15 protein-coding genes are annotated in these 17,561 nt (G+C 64.1%); 4 read left to right on the top strand and 11 right to left on the bottom strand.

Annotation, left to right across the window (positions count from 1 at the left end; translation table 11 throughout):
- Positions 1-1,835 precede the first annotated feature (1,835 nt).
- From VGN93_RS26780 to VGN93_RS26755, 6 genes are all read right to left on the bottom strand, one after another.
- Positions 1,836-2,585 carry a glucose 1-dehydrogenase gene (locus tag VGN93_RS26780; protein ID WP_327510000.1) on the bottom strand — a complete coding sequence of 250 codons (750 nt, stop codon included), beginning with the start codon at positions 2,583-2,585 and terminating at the stop codon, positions 1,836-1,838.
- Between the two features lie 60 nt (positions 2,586-2,645).
- Positions 2,646-3,617, bottom strand: coding sequence for a substrate-binding domain-containing protein (locus tag VGN93_RS26775; protein WP_327509999.1), 972 nt, complete (start codon positions 3,615-3,617; stop codon positions 2,646-2,648).
- A gap of 37 nt (positions 3,618-3,654) precedes the next feature.
- Complete coding sequence (locus VGN93_RS26770) at positions 3,655-4,641, bottom strand: ABC transporter permease (RefSeq protein ID WP_327509998.1); 987 nt, start codon at positions 4,639-4,641, stop codon at positions 3,655-3,657.
- Positions 4,631-6,163 carry a sugar ABC transporter ATP-binding protein gene (locus tag VGN93_RS26765; protein ID WP_327509997.1) on the bottom strand — a complete coding sequence of 511 codons (1,533 nt, stop codon included), beginning with the start codon at positions 6,161-6,163 and terminating at the stop codon, positions 4,631-4,633. Before VGN93_RS26765 ends, VGN93_RS26770 begins: the two co-directional genes overlap by 11 nt.
- A gap of 27 nt (positions 6,164-6,190) precedes the next feature.
- Positions 6,191-6,970 carry a glucose 1-dehydrogenase gene (locus VGN93_RS26760; RefSeq protein WP_327509996.1) on the bottom strand — a complete coding sequence of 260 codons (780 nt, stop codon included), beginning with the start codon at positions 6,968-6,970 and terminating at the stop codon, positions 6,191-6,193.
- Positions 6,971-7,142: 172 nt separating this feature from the next.
- Positions 7,143-9,035, bottom strand: coding sequence for a sigma-54-dependent Fis family transcriptional regulator (locus VGN93_RS26755; protein ID WP_327509995.1), 1,893 nt, complete (start codon positions 9,033-9,035; stop codon positions 7,143-7,145).
- Positions 9,036-9,336: 301 nt separating this feature from the next.
- Between VGN93_RS26755 and VGN93_RS26750 the strand changes: the two genes are divergently transcribed.
- From VGN93_RS26750 to VGN93_RS26735, 4 genes are all read left to right on the top strand, one after another.
- Positions 9,337-10,401 carry an SDR family oxidoreductase gene (locus VGN93_RS26750; RefSeq protein ID WP_327509994.1) on the top strand — a complete coding sequence of 355 codons (1,065 nt, stop codon included), beginning with the start codon at positions 9,337-9,339 and terminating at the stop codon, positions 10,399-10,401.
- Between the two features lie 11 nt (positions 10,402-10,412).
- A complete protein-coding gene (locus VGN93_RS26745) occupies positions 10,413-10,793 on the top strand; it encodes a hypothetical protein (protein ID WP_327509993.1) in 381 nt (126 codons plus the stop codon).
- Between the two features lie 154 nt (positions 10,794-10,947).
- Positions 10,948-12,330: an FAD-dependent oxidoreductase gene (locus VGN93_RS26740; RefSeq protein ID WP_327509992.1), complete on the top strand. Its 1,383-nt coding sequence runs from the start codon at positions 10,948-10,950 to the stop codon at positions 12,328-12,330.
- An 11-nt stretch (positions 12,331-12,341) separates the two neighbouring features.
- Positions 12,342-12,701: a cupin domain-containing protein gene (locus VGN93_RS26735; protein WP_327509991.1), complete on the top strand. Its 360-nt coding sequence runs from the start codon at positions 12,342-12,344 to the stop codon at positions 12,699-12,701.
- Between the two features lie 13 nt (positions 12,702-12,714).
- Here the strand turns inward: VGN93_RS26735 and VGN93_RS26730 are convergent, their stop codons facing one another.
- From VGN93_RS26730 to VGN93_RS26710, 5 genes are read right to left on the bottom strand one after another with little or no spacing between them, the layout of a single operon-like run.
- Positions 12,715-13,503 (bottom strand): ABC transporter ATP-binding protein, encoded by a 789-nt coding sequence (locus tag VGN93_RS26730; RefSeq protein ID WP_327509989.1) that lies wholly within the window; start codon positions 13,501-13,503, stop codon positions 12,715-12,717.
- A 24-nt stretch (positions 13,504-13,527) separates the two neighbouring features.
- Entirely contained in the window at positions 13,528-14,211 is a 684-nt protein-coding gene (locus VGN93_RS26725) for an ABC transporter permease (protein ID WP_414714183.1), read from the bottom strand.
- Positions 14,212-14,213: 2 nt separating this feature from the next.
- Positions 14,214-14,927, bottom strand: a complete 714-nt coding sequence (locus VGN93_RS26720) for an ABC transporter permease subunit (RefSeq protein WP_327509987.1) — start codon at positions 14,925-14,927, stop codon at positions 14,214-14,216.
- Positions 14,924-16,087: an FAD-dependent oxidoreductase gene (locus tag VGN93_RS26715; RefSeq protein WP_327509986.1), complete on the bottom strand. Its 1,164-nt coding sequence runs from the start codon at positions 16,085-16,087 to the stop codon at positions 14,924-14,926. The genes VGN93_RS26720 and VGN93_RS26715 overlap by 4 nt, the downstream gene beginning before the upstream one ends.
- Positions 16,080-17,561 (bottom strand): FAD/NAD(P)-binding oxidoreductase, encoded by a 1,482-nt coding sequence (locus VGN93_RS26710; RefSeq protein WP_327510042.1) that lies wholly within the window; start codon positions 17,559-17,561, stop codon positions 16,080-16,082. The genes VGN93_RS26715 and VGN93_RS26710 overlap by 8 nt, the downstream gene beginning before the upstream one ends.

Genomic DNA, 17,561 nt, shown 5'->3' with positions numbered 1-17,561 from the left:
GATGTTTCCATTCCCGGCTGCGTCTAGGAACATTTCGGGCATCCACAAAAACCAACTGGAAGCACGTCGGGTCGATGATTGCGACGTCGTCAGCGGAACCCAGTACACTTTGAAGAGTGATTGGCGATGGTGGATGTGCCGTCGGATTGCGGATCAGCAATGACGGTCTACAGCCGCTTGTCATTTGTGAAGACCACCGTTCGGTTTCGGACGGAAAGGGGGAGTAGACGCAGGCGGTCGGCGCCCCGCGCAGCGGCAGAACAACGAAGATCCACCGCCCAATCCTTGCGGCTAGATCGTCAACGTCGGCCCTGATCCCGGTCGATATAGTCGATATCTCCATGGCTCGACCCACGCTGAAAGCGGTATCTCCGACGCTGCGTCTAACGGCCGACACGGGGCCTTGGTCCGGATGAATTTCGGGTGCGCGCACATTACATCGCTCGCACCGCGCCACCACGGTCGGAGCTGCTCCGGCGGGCAGGCGGGTGGCGGTGACCTTCTTCTCGCCCGGCTCCGCTTTCTCGGTCGCAGAACCGATCTGTTGCAGGCGCATAAATGCTCAAGAGCTATGAGACGTGGGCCTAGGTGAGGGGAGGGTATCCGTGTCTCGAATGCTACGAGGGCGGATGGTATACGGCGAATTATAGTTTGTCGCCACGCTGCTCCATCCAATCTTGCCGCGAGGGGGCGGCAAGCCTTGGATGAAATATCGACCCACCATGGCTTAGTTGAGCCACCATCTGGCCGTTAATCTCCGGGGGCGATGCGGCCAATGGGCAAACCTGATGTGAGTTGCGTCATTCCTTCCGGTCTCGGGCGCGGCTTTCAACCAGGGGGCGCCTACATCGTTCTCTGGCCTTCCGCAAGAAGCGCGGCCTTCTGCGTGGCGAACCGGCATCCACAGTGAGCATATTTCGAGGCCTACCCCTTCAGTCGATGTGCCAACAAGGGCCGGTAGTCAAAACGACATCCGGTCTGCTGCTGCGTTCGATTGAATCGAATGCGCAGATTGTAAGAGTCCTGCTCCACTTCCGTGGCGTCGGAGGAACAGGCGAGAGCACCCGCCCTCCATACCAATCGGAAGAAGCTCCAGTCCGCCGCATGAGCTGGGTGGGTATTGCTTCGACATGGAAACAGTCTCTATAGGTGAGATCGCGGAAGAAGAGTGAGTAGGAGAGTGATGTTCCGGGCGAGCAGCGCCAGCGCCCGAGTATCGTCGAGGGCACCCCTGGTGAGACGTGGCGAATTCTCTTTGGTGGGATTTTTGTGTTTCTATTCGATGAACAGGACCATTTCCTTTAGAGGGTAACAAAATCAACAATAGAATGGCATTATACTTCATTCCAAGGGTAAGACGGGGTGAGCGGTTTATATAGCTATTAGCGACTTTAACCGCTCACTTAGTCCTGGCTGGGCGCTGCCGCTTGAGAGGTCGAAGCGAGGAGGAGACGTCCTGCACGACGCCAAGAGGTTCGCGACGAGAAAACGAGCTCTCCCCACGCGCCGCTGCTGATGACTGAACGGTACACGCCGGCCCTTCTGGACGTGCGGGGCGGGCACCGCGATCGCCTTGGGAACCGGGCTTTCGGCGTGCCGGCGGCCTTGCTTTTGGTCGAGGCCACAGTTCGTGGCTGCTCTGCAGCAATCTCCCCGGCCGGGCTACTACGCGGTTGTTCGCGCGATCGTGGACAATGGCGGACGGGATGTGGCCACCTGGGGAGGGCGCGCGACGGTCGTTGCCAGGTAGAGGCTGCGAGAGAAAACGAAGGCCCGGCCAAGCTGCCGGACCTTTTCATTGACGGAATTGACGTCTCGATGTGGAGGCGCAGGCCTCACACGGCGGTAAAACCGCCGTCCACCGTCATTTCCGAACCCGTCATGTAGGATGCTCCGTCCGAGAGCAGGAAGGCCACGGCCTCCGAGACTTCACGGGGCTGGCCGATGCGTCCCATCACCGTAACGCCGACCAGCATCTCGTGCTTGCTCGGATCAGCCTCGTATTCCGCGGTCATCGGCGTGGAGATCGTGCCGGGATGCACCGAATTCACGCGGATGCCGAATTTCGCATAGTCCACGGCGACACCCTTGGTCAGGAGACGGATCGCGCCCTTGGTGGCGCAGTAGGCGCTCATGCCTTCCATGTTCGCCACATGGCCGGAGATCGAGGATACGTTGACGATCGAGCCGCCGGTGCCACTTGCCTGCATGGCGAGCAGGACATGTTTGCAGCCGAGGAACGTACCCTTCACGTTGATGTCGAACAGGGCGTTCCAATCGGCCATGTCGATCTCGGTGATCGTCTTGCGGATCAGGATGCCGGCATTGTTCACGAGCCCGTCGATCCGGCCATGGTTGGCCATCGCCCATTCGACGGAGGCCTTCCATTGCGCCTCGTCCGTGACGTCGAGGGTGCAGAAATGCGCCTTGCCGCCAGCCTCGACGATGTTTTGAGCGACGGCTTCGCCTCGCCTGTCCATGTCGGTGATCAGCACTGTCGCGCCGCGCTCGGCAAAGAGCCGCGCATGGGCTTCGCCCATTCCCTTGGCACCACCGGTGATGAGAATGATCTTGTCTTTCAACATTGTAAAACCTCCGCAATCCAAACGGATCGACCGGGAGCTTCCTCCCGGTCGGGTCCTTGGTCAGTTCTTCAAGAATTTGTCGGCATTGGCCGGGGTGATCTCGATCCACGGCACGTCATATTGCTTGGCCGTGCCGCCGGCCCACGTCATGTCACCCTGCCAGATGTCGGCCTTCGGCTCGTAGCTCTCGCCGACGACGGCCCGCAGCGCGAGGTCGAGCGCGCCCTGGCCCTCGTGATGGGCGGACTTGAACAGCGTGAACAGGCCATGTGATTTCACGGCGCGGATACCGTCCTGGATACCGTCGATCGCCACGACCTTCACCTTAGCCGTGTCGAGCCCCTTGCCTTCGATCGCCTGGATCGCGCCGAGCGCCATCTCGTCGTTTTCGGCGATCACGCCGTTGACGGCATCGCCGTAGAGCGAGAGCCAGTTCTCCATCACGGCCAGCCCCTCGGCCCGCGACCAGTTGGCCGTCTTCGAGGCGAGGAGTTTCAGCTCCGGGTTCTTTGCCAGCACGCCGTCGATGCCCTCGCGGCGGAGCAGCTGCGGCGAGTTGCCGATCGGGCCTTCGAGGATGACGACATTGCCCGCGCCCTTCAGTTCGCTCGCCATATGCTCCGCGATGATTCGGCCGCCGTCGACATCGTTGGTGCCGATATAGGCGAACATCTGGTTCGAATTGGCCTTCGTTACCGCGCCGATGACGGGGATGCCGGCCGCGGCGGCACGCGCCACGGGTGCGGTCGCGGCCTCGGAATCGATCGGCGAGAAGATGATGGCATCGACCCGCTGGGTGATCAGCGTGTCCATCTGGTTGCTCTGGACAGAGGCGTCGAAGCGGCCGTCTAGAACGGTGATCTTGACCGTGCCGTCCTTGACGAGCGGATGCTGCTCGATCTCGTTGACGAAGGTCGACATATATTCCGGCAGGCCGAAGGGCATCAGCGCGATGCGGTATTCGGACCATGCGGACTGCGTCGACATCAGCGTCAACGCGGCTGCCATGAGGGCGAGTTTCTTCAGTTTCACAGACATATCCTCCCGAGGTTCTGTGGTTGGTAGAAGTCTAGCGGCGTCGCCCGACATCGAGCAGGACGGCGCCCACGATGATCAGGCCCTTGACGACCTGCTGGTAGTAGGAAGAAATTCCCAATAGATCCAAGCCGTTGTTGATGGTGCCGATGATCAGCGCGCCGAAGACGGTGCCGATCAGCGTGCCCTTGCCGCCCGAAAGGCTGGTGCCGCCGATCACCACGGCCGCGATGGCGTCGAGTTCATAGGCGATGCCGGCCTGCGGCAGGGCGGCGGTCGAGCGGGCGGTGAGGATGACGCCGGCAAGCGAGGCGAGCACGCCGGAGACGATGTAGGTGAGGGCGGTAACGCGGCGGGTGCGCACGCCGTTGGTGATCGCGGCCCGTTCGTTGCCGCCGACGGCGTAGACGTGGCGGCCGAACACCGTGTAGCGCAGCACGAACCAGCAGACCGCGAAGACCACCGCGAGGGTCACGATCGGCACGGGAATGCCGAACACCGCCCCGTTGCCGAACCACAGGAACGGCTGCGACAGGTTGGAGATCGGGCGGCCGTCCGTGTAGATGAAGGTCAGGCCGCGCGCGGCACTCAACATGCCGAGCGTCACGACGAAGGCGGGGATGCGAAGATAGGCGGTGAGCATGCCGTTGACGAGCCCGGCGACGAACCCGGTGGCGAGGCTTGCCAGCAGGGCCACGCCGATGAACGAATGGTCGGGCGTCACTGAAAAGCTTGCCGCCACCGCGCCGCAGAGCGCCATGACCGAGCCGACGGACAGATCGATGCCGCCGGCGAGAATCACATAGGTGACGCCGATCGCCAGAATGCCGTTGATCGCGGTCTGGCGAATGATGTTCGTCCAGTTGTTCCAGGTCAGGAAGAACTCGCTCGACAGCGTGAGCACGACGCAGAGCAGCACAAAGACGATCAGGATACCCTGGTTCTGCAGGATGTTGCGCGCGGCATTGCCGAATTGCGACAGGGCCGGGCTGCCCGGCTTACGAAGACTTTCACTGTTCATGGACATTTTCCTCCCCCTCCTCGAGGCTGAGGCTCAAGGATGCCTCGTGCAAAAGTGTGCGCTGGTCGGATTGGGCGGCGCGCACGAAGCGCTTCAATCGGCCCTTCTTGAAGATCGCGATGGAGCCACAGAGCTGCAGCAGTTCCGGCGCCTCCGAGGAACAGACGAGCACCGCCCCGCCCCCCGCCGCAAAATCCCGCAGGAGCTGGTAGATCTCCTGCTTGGCGCCCTCGTCGATGCCGCGGGTGGGCTCGTCGCAGATCAGCACCTTCGGCTGCGAGGCGAGGCAGCGTGCCACCACCACCTTCTGCTGGTTGCCGCCGCTCAAGGCCGCGACCTTGAGGCCGTCGCCACTGGCACGCACCGAGAGCCGCTTGATCATGCCGGCGCTCAACACCTTCTCCCGACTGCGCGCGATCATGCCGAACCGCGCCAAGCCGCCGAGCACGGGCATCGAGATGTTGTGCCGGATCGAGGCTTCGAGATTGAGCCCGGTGTCCTTGCGGTCCTCGGTCACCATCGCCATGCCGGCGGCTATCGCCCGGTCCGGACGCTGGGGCGGCAAGACAGTGCCGCAGAGCTTCACCATGCCTTCGCTGCGCGCGCCGATACCGTAGACGGCGTTCAGGAATTCGCTGCGGCCCGAGCCCATCAGGCCATAGATGCCGGTGATCTCGCCGGCGCGCAGGCTGAGGCTGATGTCGTGGAACTGCTGACGGTGCGACAGGTGCTCCACGTCGAGCAGGATCGGCGCATCGTCCGCCCTCGCGCCCGCGGCTTCGCTGCGTGTCGGCATTTCGTGGCCGATGATCAGCTCCACCAGGTGGCGCCGGTCGATCTCCGCCATGTTGCCGCTGGTGATGTAACGGCCATCGCGGAAGATCGTGTAGCGGTCGGCGATCTCGAAGAGTTCCTCGAGCCGGTGGCTGACATAGATGACGCCGACGCCGCTCGCGGTCAGGCGCCGGATGGCGTCGAACAGGATCTGCGTTTCGTGCTCGCCGATGGCCGAGGTCGGCTCGTCCATGATGAGGATGCGCGCGTTGCGGCTGATGGCGCGCGCGATCTCCACCAGCTGGGTTTGCGCCAGCGAGAGCTGCACCATCTTTCGCGCCGCATCGACGTCGAAATGCAGCTCCGCCAGCAGTTGGCGCGCGTTCCGCAGCATCGCCGCATGATCGACAAGCCCCCCGCGGCGCCGCGGCTCCCGGCCGAGAAAGATGTTCTCGGCCGCGGTCATGTCGGGCACCGGGGAAAGCTCCTGCGTGATGATGGCGATGCTTTCCGCAAGGGCATCCGCAGGCGAGCGGAAATTAACCTCCCGGCCGTGGATGCGCACCGTCCCGTTATCTCTCTGGAGCAGGCCCATGAGGATGTTCAGGAAGGTCGATTTGCCGGCACCATTGCCGCCGCAAAGTGCCAGCACCTCACCGGCGGCGAGCGTGATCTCGCCGTTGACGAGGGCAGGTACACCGTCGAAGGATTTGGAGACGCCGCGCGCCTCCACCAGAATTTGGGTCATGACGAACCTCCGCTCGACCGAAGGCGATCAGCTCGCGAGATAACCGCCGTCGATGACCAGCTCGCTGCCGGTCATGTAGGAGGATTCGTCGGAGGCGAGGAAAAGCACGCCGTTGGCGATCTCTTCTGCTTTCGCGGGACGGCCGAGAAGGGACGGCCCAAGCAGCGCCTTGGTGGCGACCGGGTCGTTGACGATGTCCTTCGACAGATGGGTGATCGTCAGGCTCGGATGCACCGAGTTGACCCGGATGCCATCCTTGGCCACTTCCGTTGCCGTCGCCTTGGTCAGCAGGCGCACGGCACCCTTGGAGGCGACATAGGCAACCGCGTCGGGGAAGCCGACAATGCCCCAGTTCGAGCTGATGTTGACGATCGAGCCGCCGCCCGCCTTGCGCATCAGCGGGATTGCAGCGCGCGACCCGAGGAACACGCCCTTGGCGTTGATCGAGAAAGTCTTGTCCCAGGCGGCGATGTCGGTGTTCTCCGTCGTGCCGGAGAGATAGATGCCGGCATTGTTGATCAGGATATCGACCTTGCCGAATTTATCCTCGACGGATTTTTGCAGCTTCGCCCAGTCTTCCTCGGAGGAGACGTCGAGCACGTGGAATTCGGCGGTGCCGCCCGCCGCCTCGATATCCGCGACGACCTTCTCGCCGTCTTCGCGATTGATGTCGGTCACCACCACCGTCGCACCTTCGGCCGCAAGCCGGAGCGAGAAGGCCCGCCCCATGCCCAGCGCCCCTCCGGTCACGATCGCGACCTTGCCTTCGACGCGGCCCTCGGATGTGGTTTCACTCTTGTTCGACATCGGATGCTCCTCCTTGCTTTCCTGACGATGATCGCCAGCCTCGCAAGAGACGGAGCAGGAAGCGTGCCAACTTCCAAAACTGCTTTATTTCAAATACTTAGCGAAAATCTTCGTGTCGCAGGCGCAAAACCCCGCGACAGGCGCGTGTCACATCTGCGACACGCCATGCATCTCAAGGCGCCGACGCCATGCGGATCAGGCCGAGCGCGGAAATCCGGCGGTGCAGGGTCGCGCGCGAGATGCCGAGCCGCTGGGCGGCGAGCTTGACGTTCCAGCCACTTTGCTGCAACGCCAGCTCGATGATCTGGCGCTCGTCGCTCACCGTACCGGTGCCTTCCGACTTGAAGGGCGGAGGGAGGTCGCGAAGCGAGATCGTCGCGGTTTCCGCCAGCGTTGCCGCGAAACGGGCGACGTGTTTCAACTCCCGTATGTTGCCGGGCCACTGGTAGGCGAGCAGGACCTTCAGCACCGCCGGCTCGATCCGCGCGTCCGGGATGCCGGCTTCTGCCGCCTCGCGCAGGAGAAACCGCTCGATGAGGAGATGCCGGTCGGTCCGTGCCCTCAGCGGCGGAACACTCAGCGTCGCGCCGCTCAGGCGGTAGAACAGGTCCTGCCGGAAGCGGCCCTCCTCGACGAGTTTTGGAATATCGTGCAGGCTTGCCGAAATCAGCGAGAACTGCACCTTGGTGTGCTCGGTCGCCCCGACAGCGACGAACTCCCCGTCCGACAGCACCTGCAACAGCCGCGTCTGGAGCGCCAGCGGCATGTCGCCGATTTCGTCGAGGAACAGCGTGCCGCCATCGGCCTCGGCGATCCGCCCTTTCGAGCCCTGCTTGGAGGCGCCGGTGAAGGCGCCGGGGCGGTAGCCGAACAACTCGCTTTCGATGAGTTCCGGGGGAATGGCGGCGCAGTTGATGGAGACGAAGGGTCCCTTCGACCAGGCGCTCGCCTGGTGCAGCGCCTTGGCGAGCGCCGTCTTGCCCGAGCCGGTCTCGCCTTGCAGCAGCACGGGCAGGCGGCGGTCGACGAGCTTCTGCATGCGCCCGATCTGGAGCGCCATCGCGGGATCGTCGCCGACCAGCAATTTCATGTCCGGCGCCTGCGCCGCCGCCTTCGGAAGCACGCGCGACGACGTCACGGCAAGGGCCGGCCGCTTGTCGGATTCGGCAAGGCGGATGAAGAACCGGTTGCCGTTCACCTCGATCGCCGCCGATTCCGCGCTGGAAAAGACGTTGCGGCCAGCACCTGTGACGTCGAACAGCGATTGCCCGATCAGCGATGCGTTCTTGCGCGACAGGAAACGCAGCACATCCGGCGTGGCATCGACGATGCGGCCGGAGGAATCGAGCGCCATGCGCATCTCGACGCCGACATCGGAAAAATCCTCATATTGCGAAACGCGCAGCAGGTCGCGGCCCGTGTGGCAGCGCGAGAAGAAGCGGTTCTCGATGCGGCGCGCGGCACGGCGCACGACTTCGCTGACGATCGACTGCACCGAATGGTCGCTGGGCCGGGCCGTGCTGACGTTGAGCGCTGCCGCAACCTTGCCGCCACCGCCGAAGATCGGCGCGACGGTGCAGCTGAAATCGACGAGCCGCTCGTCGAAATGATTGTCCATGACGATGGAGACCGGCTTTGCCTCGGCAAGGCAGGTGCCGATGCCGTTGGTGCCCTGCAACTCCTCCGACCAGACCGCGCCGAGGATCAGGCCGGAATCGGCGCACTTGCCTGCGGACGGGTTTTGCGAGCGGAACAGCACCGTAACGCCGCGGCCATCCGTCAGGGAGACGATGTAGTCGTGCGCGACGAAACGGGTGAACAGCCTCTCAACTTCCGGCATCGCAACCGCGATGAGGTCCTCCACCCGCTCCTGGTAGCTCTTGAGCTCCGTCTGCGTGACGACGGTCGGGAAGGCGACCTTGTACGGGTCGAGACCATACTGTTCGACGCAGCGCTCCCAGGAGGCGACGACGCGCGACAGATGCGGCTGGTTCGTCCCCTGCAGCCGGGCGGATTGGCCGAGCGCGGAAATGACGGTGTGCGAATGGTTTGTCGTGGCAGTCATGGTTACGTCCTCCCAACGCCCTCAACCGGATAATGTTCGGCGTGGTCTCTTACGCGCGAATTGTCGCCGTCCCGTCCGTGACGTCAACAGCACGTCCTCGTGAAACCGATACCATGAAGCAGCCACTTCTGTCATTTCGCGTAATGCTCATAAAGCCCGCCCGCACCTGCAACACCAGGCTGTCGCAGCCGTGTCGCACTGCGACAGTGCCGTGGTCGACAAACCCCGTTTTTCAGTGCGCGCATAACTGGCACGGAACCTGCTGTGCTTTTGGCGACAGCACAATCGTCCGGAGGAAACCATGTCGAAGAAGGCGCTCGTCGTCGGTGCAAGCGGTGTGATCGGTCACGCCGTCGTCCGCTATCTCGAAACCTGTTCCGATTGGAGCGTGGTGGGAACAGCGCGCAACGGGGCCCCCGCCTTCATGTCCGGCGTTGCGTGGATCGCGGCCGATCTCGCAGACCCCACCTCGCTTGCGGCGCATCGCGAGGCCTTGCGCGATGTCACCCATGTCTTCTACGCCGCCTATGTTCCGAACCGGGATCTCGCGGAGGAGGCACGCCACAATGCGGCGATGCTGGCGAACCTGCTGGACGGGCTCTCGGGTGCCGGCGCGCCGATCGAGCGGGTGGTGCTGTTCCAGGGCGGCAAGGTCTACGGCCTGCATCTCGGGCCGGTGAAGACGCCGATGCGCGAGGACGATCCGCGCCACATGCCGCCGAACTTCTACTACGATCTCGAAGATACGCTGGCGGGATATTGCGCGCGGCATGGCTGGACCTATGCCCTGCTCAGGCCGGACGTCGTGCTTGGCGCCATCGGCGGCAAGTCGCTGAACCTGGCCATGGTCATCGGTGCTTACGCGGCGATCTGCCGGGAACTCGCAGTGCCGTTCCGCTTTCCGGGTTCTGCCGCCGGCTACGGCGTGCTGATGCAGGCGACCGACGCCGATCTGCTCGCCCGCGTCAGCATCTGGGCGGCGACGGCGCCGATTGCCGCCGGCCAGGCATACAATGTCACGAACGGCGACCTCTTCCGTTGGGAGCGGCTCTGGGCGGCACTCGCCGACCATTACGGGCTGGAACTCGGCCCGCCGCTGTCGATCCGCCTCGTCGATCACATGCGCGACAAAGGCCCCCTGTGGTCGGCGATGACGGAACGCTACGCGCTCGCTCCAAGCCGCTACGACGACGCCATCCCCTGGAGTTTCGGCGACTGGGTCTTCCATACGGACTTCGACGTCGTGTCCGACCTCACCAAATTGCGCGTGCACGGCTGCCACGAAATCCGCTCGACCGAGGCGACACTGATCGAAAAGATCGGCCAGCTCCAGGCCAAGCGGCTGATCCCACCGCTCCAGAACTAGAGGAACCCACGATGGACGCATTCGAGACCTGGCCGAAGGCCCTCACCGAAGAATTCGCCGCCAACCAGCAGAACGGCCGCGTGGGCGGACAGCTGGTTTCGGAGACCGACACGCTCCGCATCTGGCATCTCCATATTCCGCCGGGTGAGCGCCTCGGATTTCATCGCCATGTGCTGAACTATTTCTGGACGGCGCTGACGGCTGGCCGAGCGCGGAGCCACTACGGCGACGGCCGCATCGTCGAGGCCACCTATACCGCTGGCGACACGAAACATTTCACCTTCGACGAGGGCCAATCGATGATCCACGACCTGGAAAATATCGGCGAAGAACCGCTTGTCTTCGTGACGGTCGAGTTCAAACAGAGCGCAAACCAGCCATTGAGTTTGTGACGGGCGACAAACCGAACCCTGGAGCGTGTCTCCGGAGCGTTCTCGCTTGCCTGAGATAGCGCGGAATGCGTATGAATTGTGCGGCCTTGGCATGGTTCCAATTCCGAGGAACTGACGCATTGGACGGCTATGGTCGGGAGCAGAGAAACCGCAGATGTCTGACACTCTTTCCAACGCCGTTCGACATCCATTCTGGAACGACACGGTGGCGCCGCAACCGGACTGCCCTTCCTTGGCGGCAGACGCGACGTGCGATCTGGCGATCGTCGGCGGTGGATTTACCGGGCTCTGGACGGCGTTGCAGGCGCGGCGGCGGCAACCGCAAGCCCGCATCCTGTTGGTTGAACAGGGTCGTTGCGGTGACGCCGCATCCGGCCGCAATGGCGGTTTTTGCGCGCCCTCGATCTCGCATGGCGTGGGCAACGCGCTCAAGCGCTGGCCGAAGGAAGCCGAGGCCCTGATCCATCTCGGCAGGGCAAATCTCGATGCGTTTGAAGCGGATCTGGCAGAATTCGGCCTCGAGGTGGAATTCGAACGCAAAGGCAAGCTGAATGTCGCGGAAAAGCCCTGGCAGGTCGAAGGCCTTCAAGCCGCGGCCGACAACTGCCGAAAGTTCGGCATCGAATGCCAGGTCCTGACCGGGGACGCGCTGCGCGAAAAGTTCAATTCGCCGGTTTATGCCGCAGGGCTCTTCGAGCCGAATTACGCCCTTCTCAATCCGGGAAAGATGGTGGCGGAGCTCCGGCGTGTCGCTCTCTCGCATTCCATTGAACTCCATGAAAACACCGCTGTCACCGGATTGCGTGACGGTCAGGGCGGAATGGAATTGGTGACGCCGGGCGGTGTCATTCACGCCCGGCAGGTCGTGCTTGCCACCAATGCGGCGCCGCCGCTCCTGCGGCGCCTGAACAATGCCGTCATCCCGATTTTCGATTATGCCCTGGTGACGCGACCGCTCTCCGATGGCGAACTGGCATCGATCGGCTGGACCGGCCGGCATGGCGTCGCGGATTGTGGAAACCAGTTCCATTATGTTCGCAAGACCGCGGACAACAGGATTCTCTGGGGTGGCTATGACGCGATCTATCATTTCGGCTCGCGTCGCGACGATGCTTTTCTTCGCGAAAGCGAGAGTTTTTCCCGCCTGTCCCGTAATTTTGCGCGCGCTTTGCCCAGCCTTGCGAGCGTGCCGTTCACCCACGCCTGGGGCGGCATCATCGATACGTCGGCGCGCACGACGTTCTTTGCGGGATTGGCGCACAACGATCGTGTCGCCTATGCCATGGGGTTTACCGGGCAGGGGGTTTCGGCCAGCCGCTTCGCCGCGCTGACAATGCTCGATCTGCTGGAGAAGCGTGATACCGAGCGGACCCGGCTGACAATGCTCCGCCGTCCTCCGTTCCCCTTTCCGCCGGAACCGGTTCGCTGGCTGGGCATTCGCTGGGCGCAGCATGGGCTTGCGCGCGAAGACGAGACCGGCCGGCGTTCCCTGCTGAACAAGGCGCTCGACGCTGCCGGCGTCGGTTTCGATTCCTGAAAGGATTTCCCATGGCTCCCCTTCCAAGACATGTCATTGCGTTCGAAAAGGACACGATCGAACCGAGGCAGACGATCACGGCGGACCCGGCCGTGGTGGACCAGCCGTACCGGGCGCAGAGCTGGCGGCATTTCGCGAATGTCGATAAGGGTGCCATGGCCGGCATCTGGGAGGCCGAACCGCACCTCGAACGCGTGGATTGCGACTACGACGAGCTGTGCCATATTCTCGAGGGCACGGTGCGCCTGACCGACGCGGCCGGTGTGGCCCGAACCTTTGGACAGGGCGACAGTTTCGTCGTGGCCGCGGGTTTCAAGGGCACCTGGGAAAACCTCACGCATGTCAGGAAGGTGTTTTTCATTCTGGCGTAGGTCGCTCGCGTGATCAGCCTTGACTGAACCGGGAGACAAATCGATCGAAGCGCTCGTTTACACCGCCACCGAAAAGCGCCCGCGGCGAGCCTTCCGCTTTGATCTGTCCCTGCTCGAGGAACAGGATCCGGCTTGAGACGTCTCGGGCAAAGGCCATTTCGTGGGTCACGATCAGCATCGTCCGTCCCTCCGCTGCCAGGTCGCGCATGACTTTGAGCACTTCGCCAACGAGCTCGGGATCGAGCGCGGAAGTGGGCTCGTCGAAGAGAAGAACCCGCGGTTTCATGACCAGGGCGCGGGCGATGGCCGCTCTCTGCTGCTGGCCGCCGGATAGCTGGGACGGGTAGGCTTTTGCCCGCTCCATCAGGCCGACGCGCTTCAGCATGGCCTCTGCCTCGTCGCGCACCTCGCCGCGGTTGCGGCGTTGCACATGCACGGGTGCCTCGACCAGGTTTTCGAGCACCGTCATGTGGCTCCAAAGACAGAAGTTCTGAAACACCATCGCCACCTGGGTGCGCAGGCGATCCACCTGCTTGCGCTCGGCGATATGAAGGCCTTGCCCGCTCCCTCGCAGGTTGACCTGTTCCCCGAAGACATGCAGCCGGCCGGCCGAGGGAAGCTCCAGAAGGTTGAGGCAGCGCAGGAACGTCGACTTGCCGGAACCGGACGCGCCGAGAATGGAGATGACTTCGCCCTCATGAGCGCGGAAATCGATGCCCTTGAGCACCTCGACCGCGCCATAGCGCTTGCGGAGATCATCGACTGCAATTGCGGGGACCGCGGGGGTGATGTCGGAAGCCATCTGGTTTCTCCGTGTGGTGCGCGGTCAGGCGCGACGATGGGCATGAAGCTGGCGCTCGAGAAGCGCGAAGGCCGTGCTCATCAGGAAGGTCAGGGCGAGATAGATCGCGCCGGTGACGATGAAGATCTCGAACACGCGATAGGTCGAGGAAATCAGCTTGTGCGCGATGCCGGTAAGCTCGGTCAGCGTGATGATGCTGGCGAGCGAGGTCGCCTTGATCATCAGGATCGCCTCGCTGCCGTAGACGGCCAGGCCCTGGCGCAGTGCAATGGGCCAGATGATGCGGCGGCGCAGCAGGAAACCCGACATTCCGCAGGCCCTTCCGGCTTCGATCTCATGCGCCGGCACGGCCTGGATTGCGCCGCGAATGATCTCGGCAGTATAGGCCGAGGTATTGAGGGCGAGTGCCAGGATGGCGCACCAGTAGGGTTCGCGCAGAAAGGGCCAGAGGGCGGAGTGGCGTAGCGGCGCAATCTGTCCCAGGCCGTAGTAGATCAGGAAGATTTGCAGCAGGAGAGGGGTGCCGCGAAAGAGCTCCACATGCGCCTTCGCGATCCATCGCAGCGGACCGAAGGTGCTGCCGGCGGCGCCGGCGATGACGACGGCCAGCACGAAGCCGATCGCGAGCGACAGTGCCGCCAGTTGAAGTGTCAGCGGCAAGCCCGACAGGAGCTGGCCGAGCACGTCCGTCAGAAAGGGCCAGTCCAACATCAGCGTCTCCAGGGTTTGGCGAGATGGTTTTCCATCCGGCCGAGGACGGCGCCGGTGACGCGGCCGATGATCAGGAACATCGCCGCAGCGACGGCGTAGAACAGGAGGGGTTGGCGCGTTGATCCCGCGGCGGTGCCGGCCTGGCGCAGCAGTTCCGTCAGCCCGATGACGGACAGGAGCGACGTTTCCTTGAGTGCCGATTGCCAGATATTGCCCAAGGCAGGCAGCGCGAAACGCAGCGTCTGGGGGGCGATGATCCGGCGCAGCAGCAGGAAGTTCGACATGCCGCACGAAGCGCCGGCTTCGATCTGGCCGCGGTCGAGCCGAAGATAGGCGGCCCGATAGGCTTCCGTCTGGTAGGCGCCGGAGACGATGCCGACCGCCAGCACGCCGATAATGAAGGAGGGCAGGGAATGGAAGCCGGGAAAGCCACCGGTGTTCAAGAGCGTGGTCAGGACGACGCTTCCGCCGAAATAGAACAGGTAGACCACCAGGATTTCCGGAACTCCGCGGAAAATCGTGGTGTAGGCCTGGCCGATCAGGCGCAAGACCGGCGAACGGGCAAGCTTGAGCGTCGCGCCGCCCATCCCGAAAACGCTTCCCAGAAGAAAGCCGCAGAGAGCGGCGGCAATCGTGATGCCTGCGGCCTGGAGGAGGGGCAGTCCCCAGCCCTGCGGCCCGAATCCCAAAAGGTCGAACATGCCCGGTGTCATGGGGAAGCCTCATCGTTGCACGGCGGTCGGGGCGGCAGGCGATCGACGGCGAAGGGCACGAGCCTCGCATCGAGGTTGCCCGAGACGAGCGATTGCGCGACGATTTCGCCCACGGCGGGGGCGAGCTGGAAACCGTGGCCGCAGAAGCCGAACACATGCCAGAGGCCGGCATGTCGGCGGCTGGGACCGATGAACGGTATGCCGTCGGGGGTGGTGCCTTCGAGGCCGGTCCAGGTTCGAACGACAGGCACGCCGGCCAGTACCGGAAAGGCCGCGACCGTGGCCGCGGCGCTCGATGCCATGCGATCCATGATGGTGAAGGAGGTGTCTCCATCCAGGCAGGGCTTGCCCAGAATGCCGCCGCCGATGACCAGCGAGCCGACCGCGCTTTGCTTGAACGAGAGCGGCTGGTCGATGCCGATGACGACAGGGGTGATGAAAGGCTTTACCCGAGCCGTCACCATCATCGAAAGTGCGGTGACCTTGATCGGCAGGGTCTCGCCGAGGCGCGCGGCGACGTCCGATCCCCAGGCACCGGCGCAGTTGAGCAGCCACTCCGCCTCGATTGTGCCCGCATCCGTATCGGCCCGCCACCCGCCTGCGTGTCTGGGGGCGAGGTCACGTAGCGTGCATTGCTCGAGGATCCGCGCGCCGGCAGCTTCTGCGGCCTTGCGGAAGGCGCGCGCGGCATTGGCAGGGTTTGCATGGCCGTCACGCCGCGAGATCAGGCCTCCGCGTGCCGTGCTGGCAAGGCCGGGCAGCAGGCGGTGCAGTTCGTCGGGCGCGATCAGCTCCTCCGACAGGATATCCCGGCGCCGCATATCCTGAGACCGTGCCTCGCACCATTGCAACTCTGCTGCATCCATCGCGAGCGCGATCTGCGATGTTGCAAGCCGGACCTCGCAGGCTTCGGCTTCGGCCTCTCCGACGAAATCCGCAAGATTGGCCCACATCTCCATGGCGCGCAGGGAAAGCGGGTATTCGCGCACGTCGCGCATCAGGGAGCGAAGGCCGCCGGCATTGACGCCCGAGGCATGCCGCCCCGCCAGGTTCTTCTCGACCACGGTCACCCGACAGCCGGCGCGGGCGAGGAAGAGGGCGATCGCGCATCCCTGCAGCCCGCCGCCAATGATCAGGACATCGGTGCCGACCTTACGCATGGGCGTCATCTCCGACGATGGCTTGAGGCTTGTCGTCGAGCGATTCAATCTGTGCCAGGTCCGGGTCCAGCCCTGTCATGTTGGCCAGCGCGCCGAGGGGCAGCGGCCGCGCCGGCGGCCGCGCACGGAAGGGAGCGGGAGGCGCCGTCCCGTTCGGATCTGCTTCCATGAGAAGTCGGGCCAGCGTGGCCGCGCAGCTGCGGCCCTGACAGGCGCCCATGCCGCAGCGCAGCGTGCCGCGGATCAGGTTCATGTCCCTGGCATCATCGCGGATTGCCGTGCGCAGGGTGCCCGCCGTAATCTCTTCGCAGCGACAGACGATGGTTGCGTCATCGGGCAATTGCGCGGCGAGGCCAGGCGGGAACGCCGCATCGAGAAAGGCGCGCGCCGCGAGGGTGTGCTCTGCGTCGATGCCCGTCCGATCCGCGGCCGACTTGCCGAGTTCCGCGAGGATGGCTCCAGCCGCATGGCGTCCGTGGGCGATTGCCGCCTCCGCGCCGCCGATCTGGCGCGCATCGCCCGTGATGCGGATCCTGCAAGGTCCCGTGGTCAGCGCAGGGCCGGGCGCCGTCTCGGCCCGGCCATCCAATGTCGTTTGAGGGCGCCAGCTTGCGTCACCCTGCCGCCATTCGAGGGCAAGTCCGGCGGCGTGTGCCAGGTCCGTCGAGGGCACGATGCCGTCGTGTACGACGAGAAGATCGCAGGCGAGCTCGATCGCCCTTCCAGCGGCAATCATGCGCACGGACTCGAGGCGGCCGTGTCCGTGTGCCTCAAGCCCGGAGATACCGGTCCGCATGGGAACACCGGCGAGGCGCAGCCGGGCGAGCCAGCCCAATCCCTTGAGAAGCGCTGGAACGCCAGCCGGGTGAAGCCGCTTGAGGGCGGCGAACTTGTGCGCCAACCGATCCGTGCGCGCGATCAAGGCCGGCCGCACGCCGAGGCGTCGCAACTGATCGGCGAGCAGGAAGATCAGCGGCCCGGTGCCGGCCAGGACGATCCTGCCGTCCGGCTTGAGGCGCCCTGCTTTCAGCAAGGTCTGGACCGCGCCGGCCGTCATCACGCCGGGCAGTGTCCACCCGGGAAACGGCGTGGGGCGTTCCATCGCGCCGCTGGCGAGGACGACATGTGGCGCGCGCAGATATCCGGCCGCGTCACCTTTCAGCCAGCCAACCGTTCCGTCTGCGCGCAGATCCCAAACCGTTGTGCCCGGCCGGTAATCGATGCCGGGGGTGGTCCGAAATCGCTCGATCACTGACAGGCCGGCCCTGTAGGTCGGCCCGAGAGCCGACAGCAGGTCATCCGTTTGCGGACGCGCCTGCATGTTGGCTTCGAGCGCGCGATAGATCTGCCCGCCGGGCGAGGGCTGCATGTCGAGGACGATCACCTGGCACCCTGAAGAGGCCAGTTCGATCGCGGCGGACATTCCGGCCGGCCCTGCTCCGATGATGATGGCGTCGGCGTCTGGCGCAGGCAT

The organism is Shinella sp., assembly GCF_035998705.1.
GTDB lineage: Bacteria > Pseudomonadota > Alphaproteobacteria > Rhizobiales > Rhizobiaceae > Shinella.
The sequence above is the reverse complement of the archived record's forward strand: the minus strand, read 5'-3'. Positions and strand labels throughout refer to the sequence as shown.

Coding starts and splice junctions, on each gene's coding strand:
- VGN93_RS26780 (WP_327510000.1), bottom strand. CDS start 2,585: ATGTTGAAAGACAAGATCATTCTCATCACCGGTGGTGCCAAGGGAATG.
- VGN93_RS26770 (WP_327509998.1), bottom strand. CDS start 4,641: ATGAACAGTGAAAGTCTTCGTAAGCCGGGCAGCCCGGCCCTGTCGCAA.
- VGN93_RS26765 (WP_327509997.1), bottom strand. CDS start 6,163: ATGACCCAAATTCTGGTGGAGGCGCGCGGCGTCTCCAAATCCTTCGAC.
- VGN93_RS26760 (WP_327509996.1), bottom strand. CDS start 6,970: ATGTCGAACAAGAGTGAAACCACATCCGAGGGCCGCGTCGAAGGCAAG.
- VGN93_RS26755 (WP_327509995.1), bottom strand. CDS start 9,035: ATGACTGCCACGACAAACCATTCGCACACCGTCATTTCCGCGCTCGGC.
- VGN93_RS26750 (WP_327509994.1), top strand. CDS start 9,337: ATGTCGAAGAAGGCGCTCGTCGTCGGTGCAAGCGGTGTGATCGGTCAC.
- VGN93_RS26745 (WP_327509993.1), top strand. CDS start 10,413: ATGGACGCATTCGAGACCTGGCCGAAGGCCCTCACCGAAGAATTCGCC.
- VGN93_RS26740 (WP_327509992.1), top strand. CDS start 10,948: ATGTCTGACACTCTTTCCAACGCCGTTCGACATCCATTCTGGAACGAC.
- VGN93_RS26735 (WP_327509991.1), top strand. CDS start 12,342: ATGGCTCCCCTTCCAAGACATGTCATTGCGTTCGAAAAGGACACGATC.
- VGN93_RS26730 (WP_327509989.1), bottom strand. CDS start 13,503: ATGGCTTCCGACATCACCCCCGCGGTCCCCGCAATTGCAGTCGATGAT.
- VGN93_RS26720 (WP_327509987.1), bottom strand. CDS start 14,927: ATGACACCGGGCATGTTCGACCTTTTGGGATTCGGGCCGCAGGGCTGG.
- VGN93_RS26715 (WP_327509986.1), bottom strand. CDS start 16,087: ATGCGTAAGGTCGGCACCGATGTCCTGATCATTGGCGGCGGGCTGCAG.
- VGN93_RS26710 (WP_327510042.1), bottom strand. CDS start 17,561: ATGCCTGCGCCAGACGCCGACGCCATCATCATCGGAGCAGGGCCGGCC.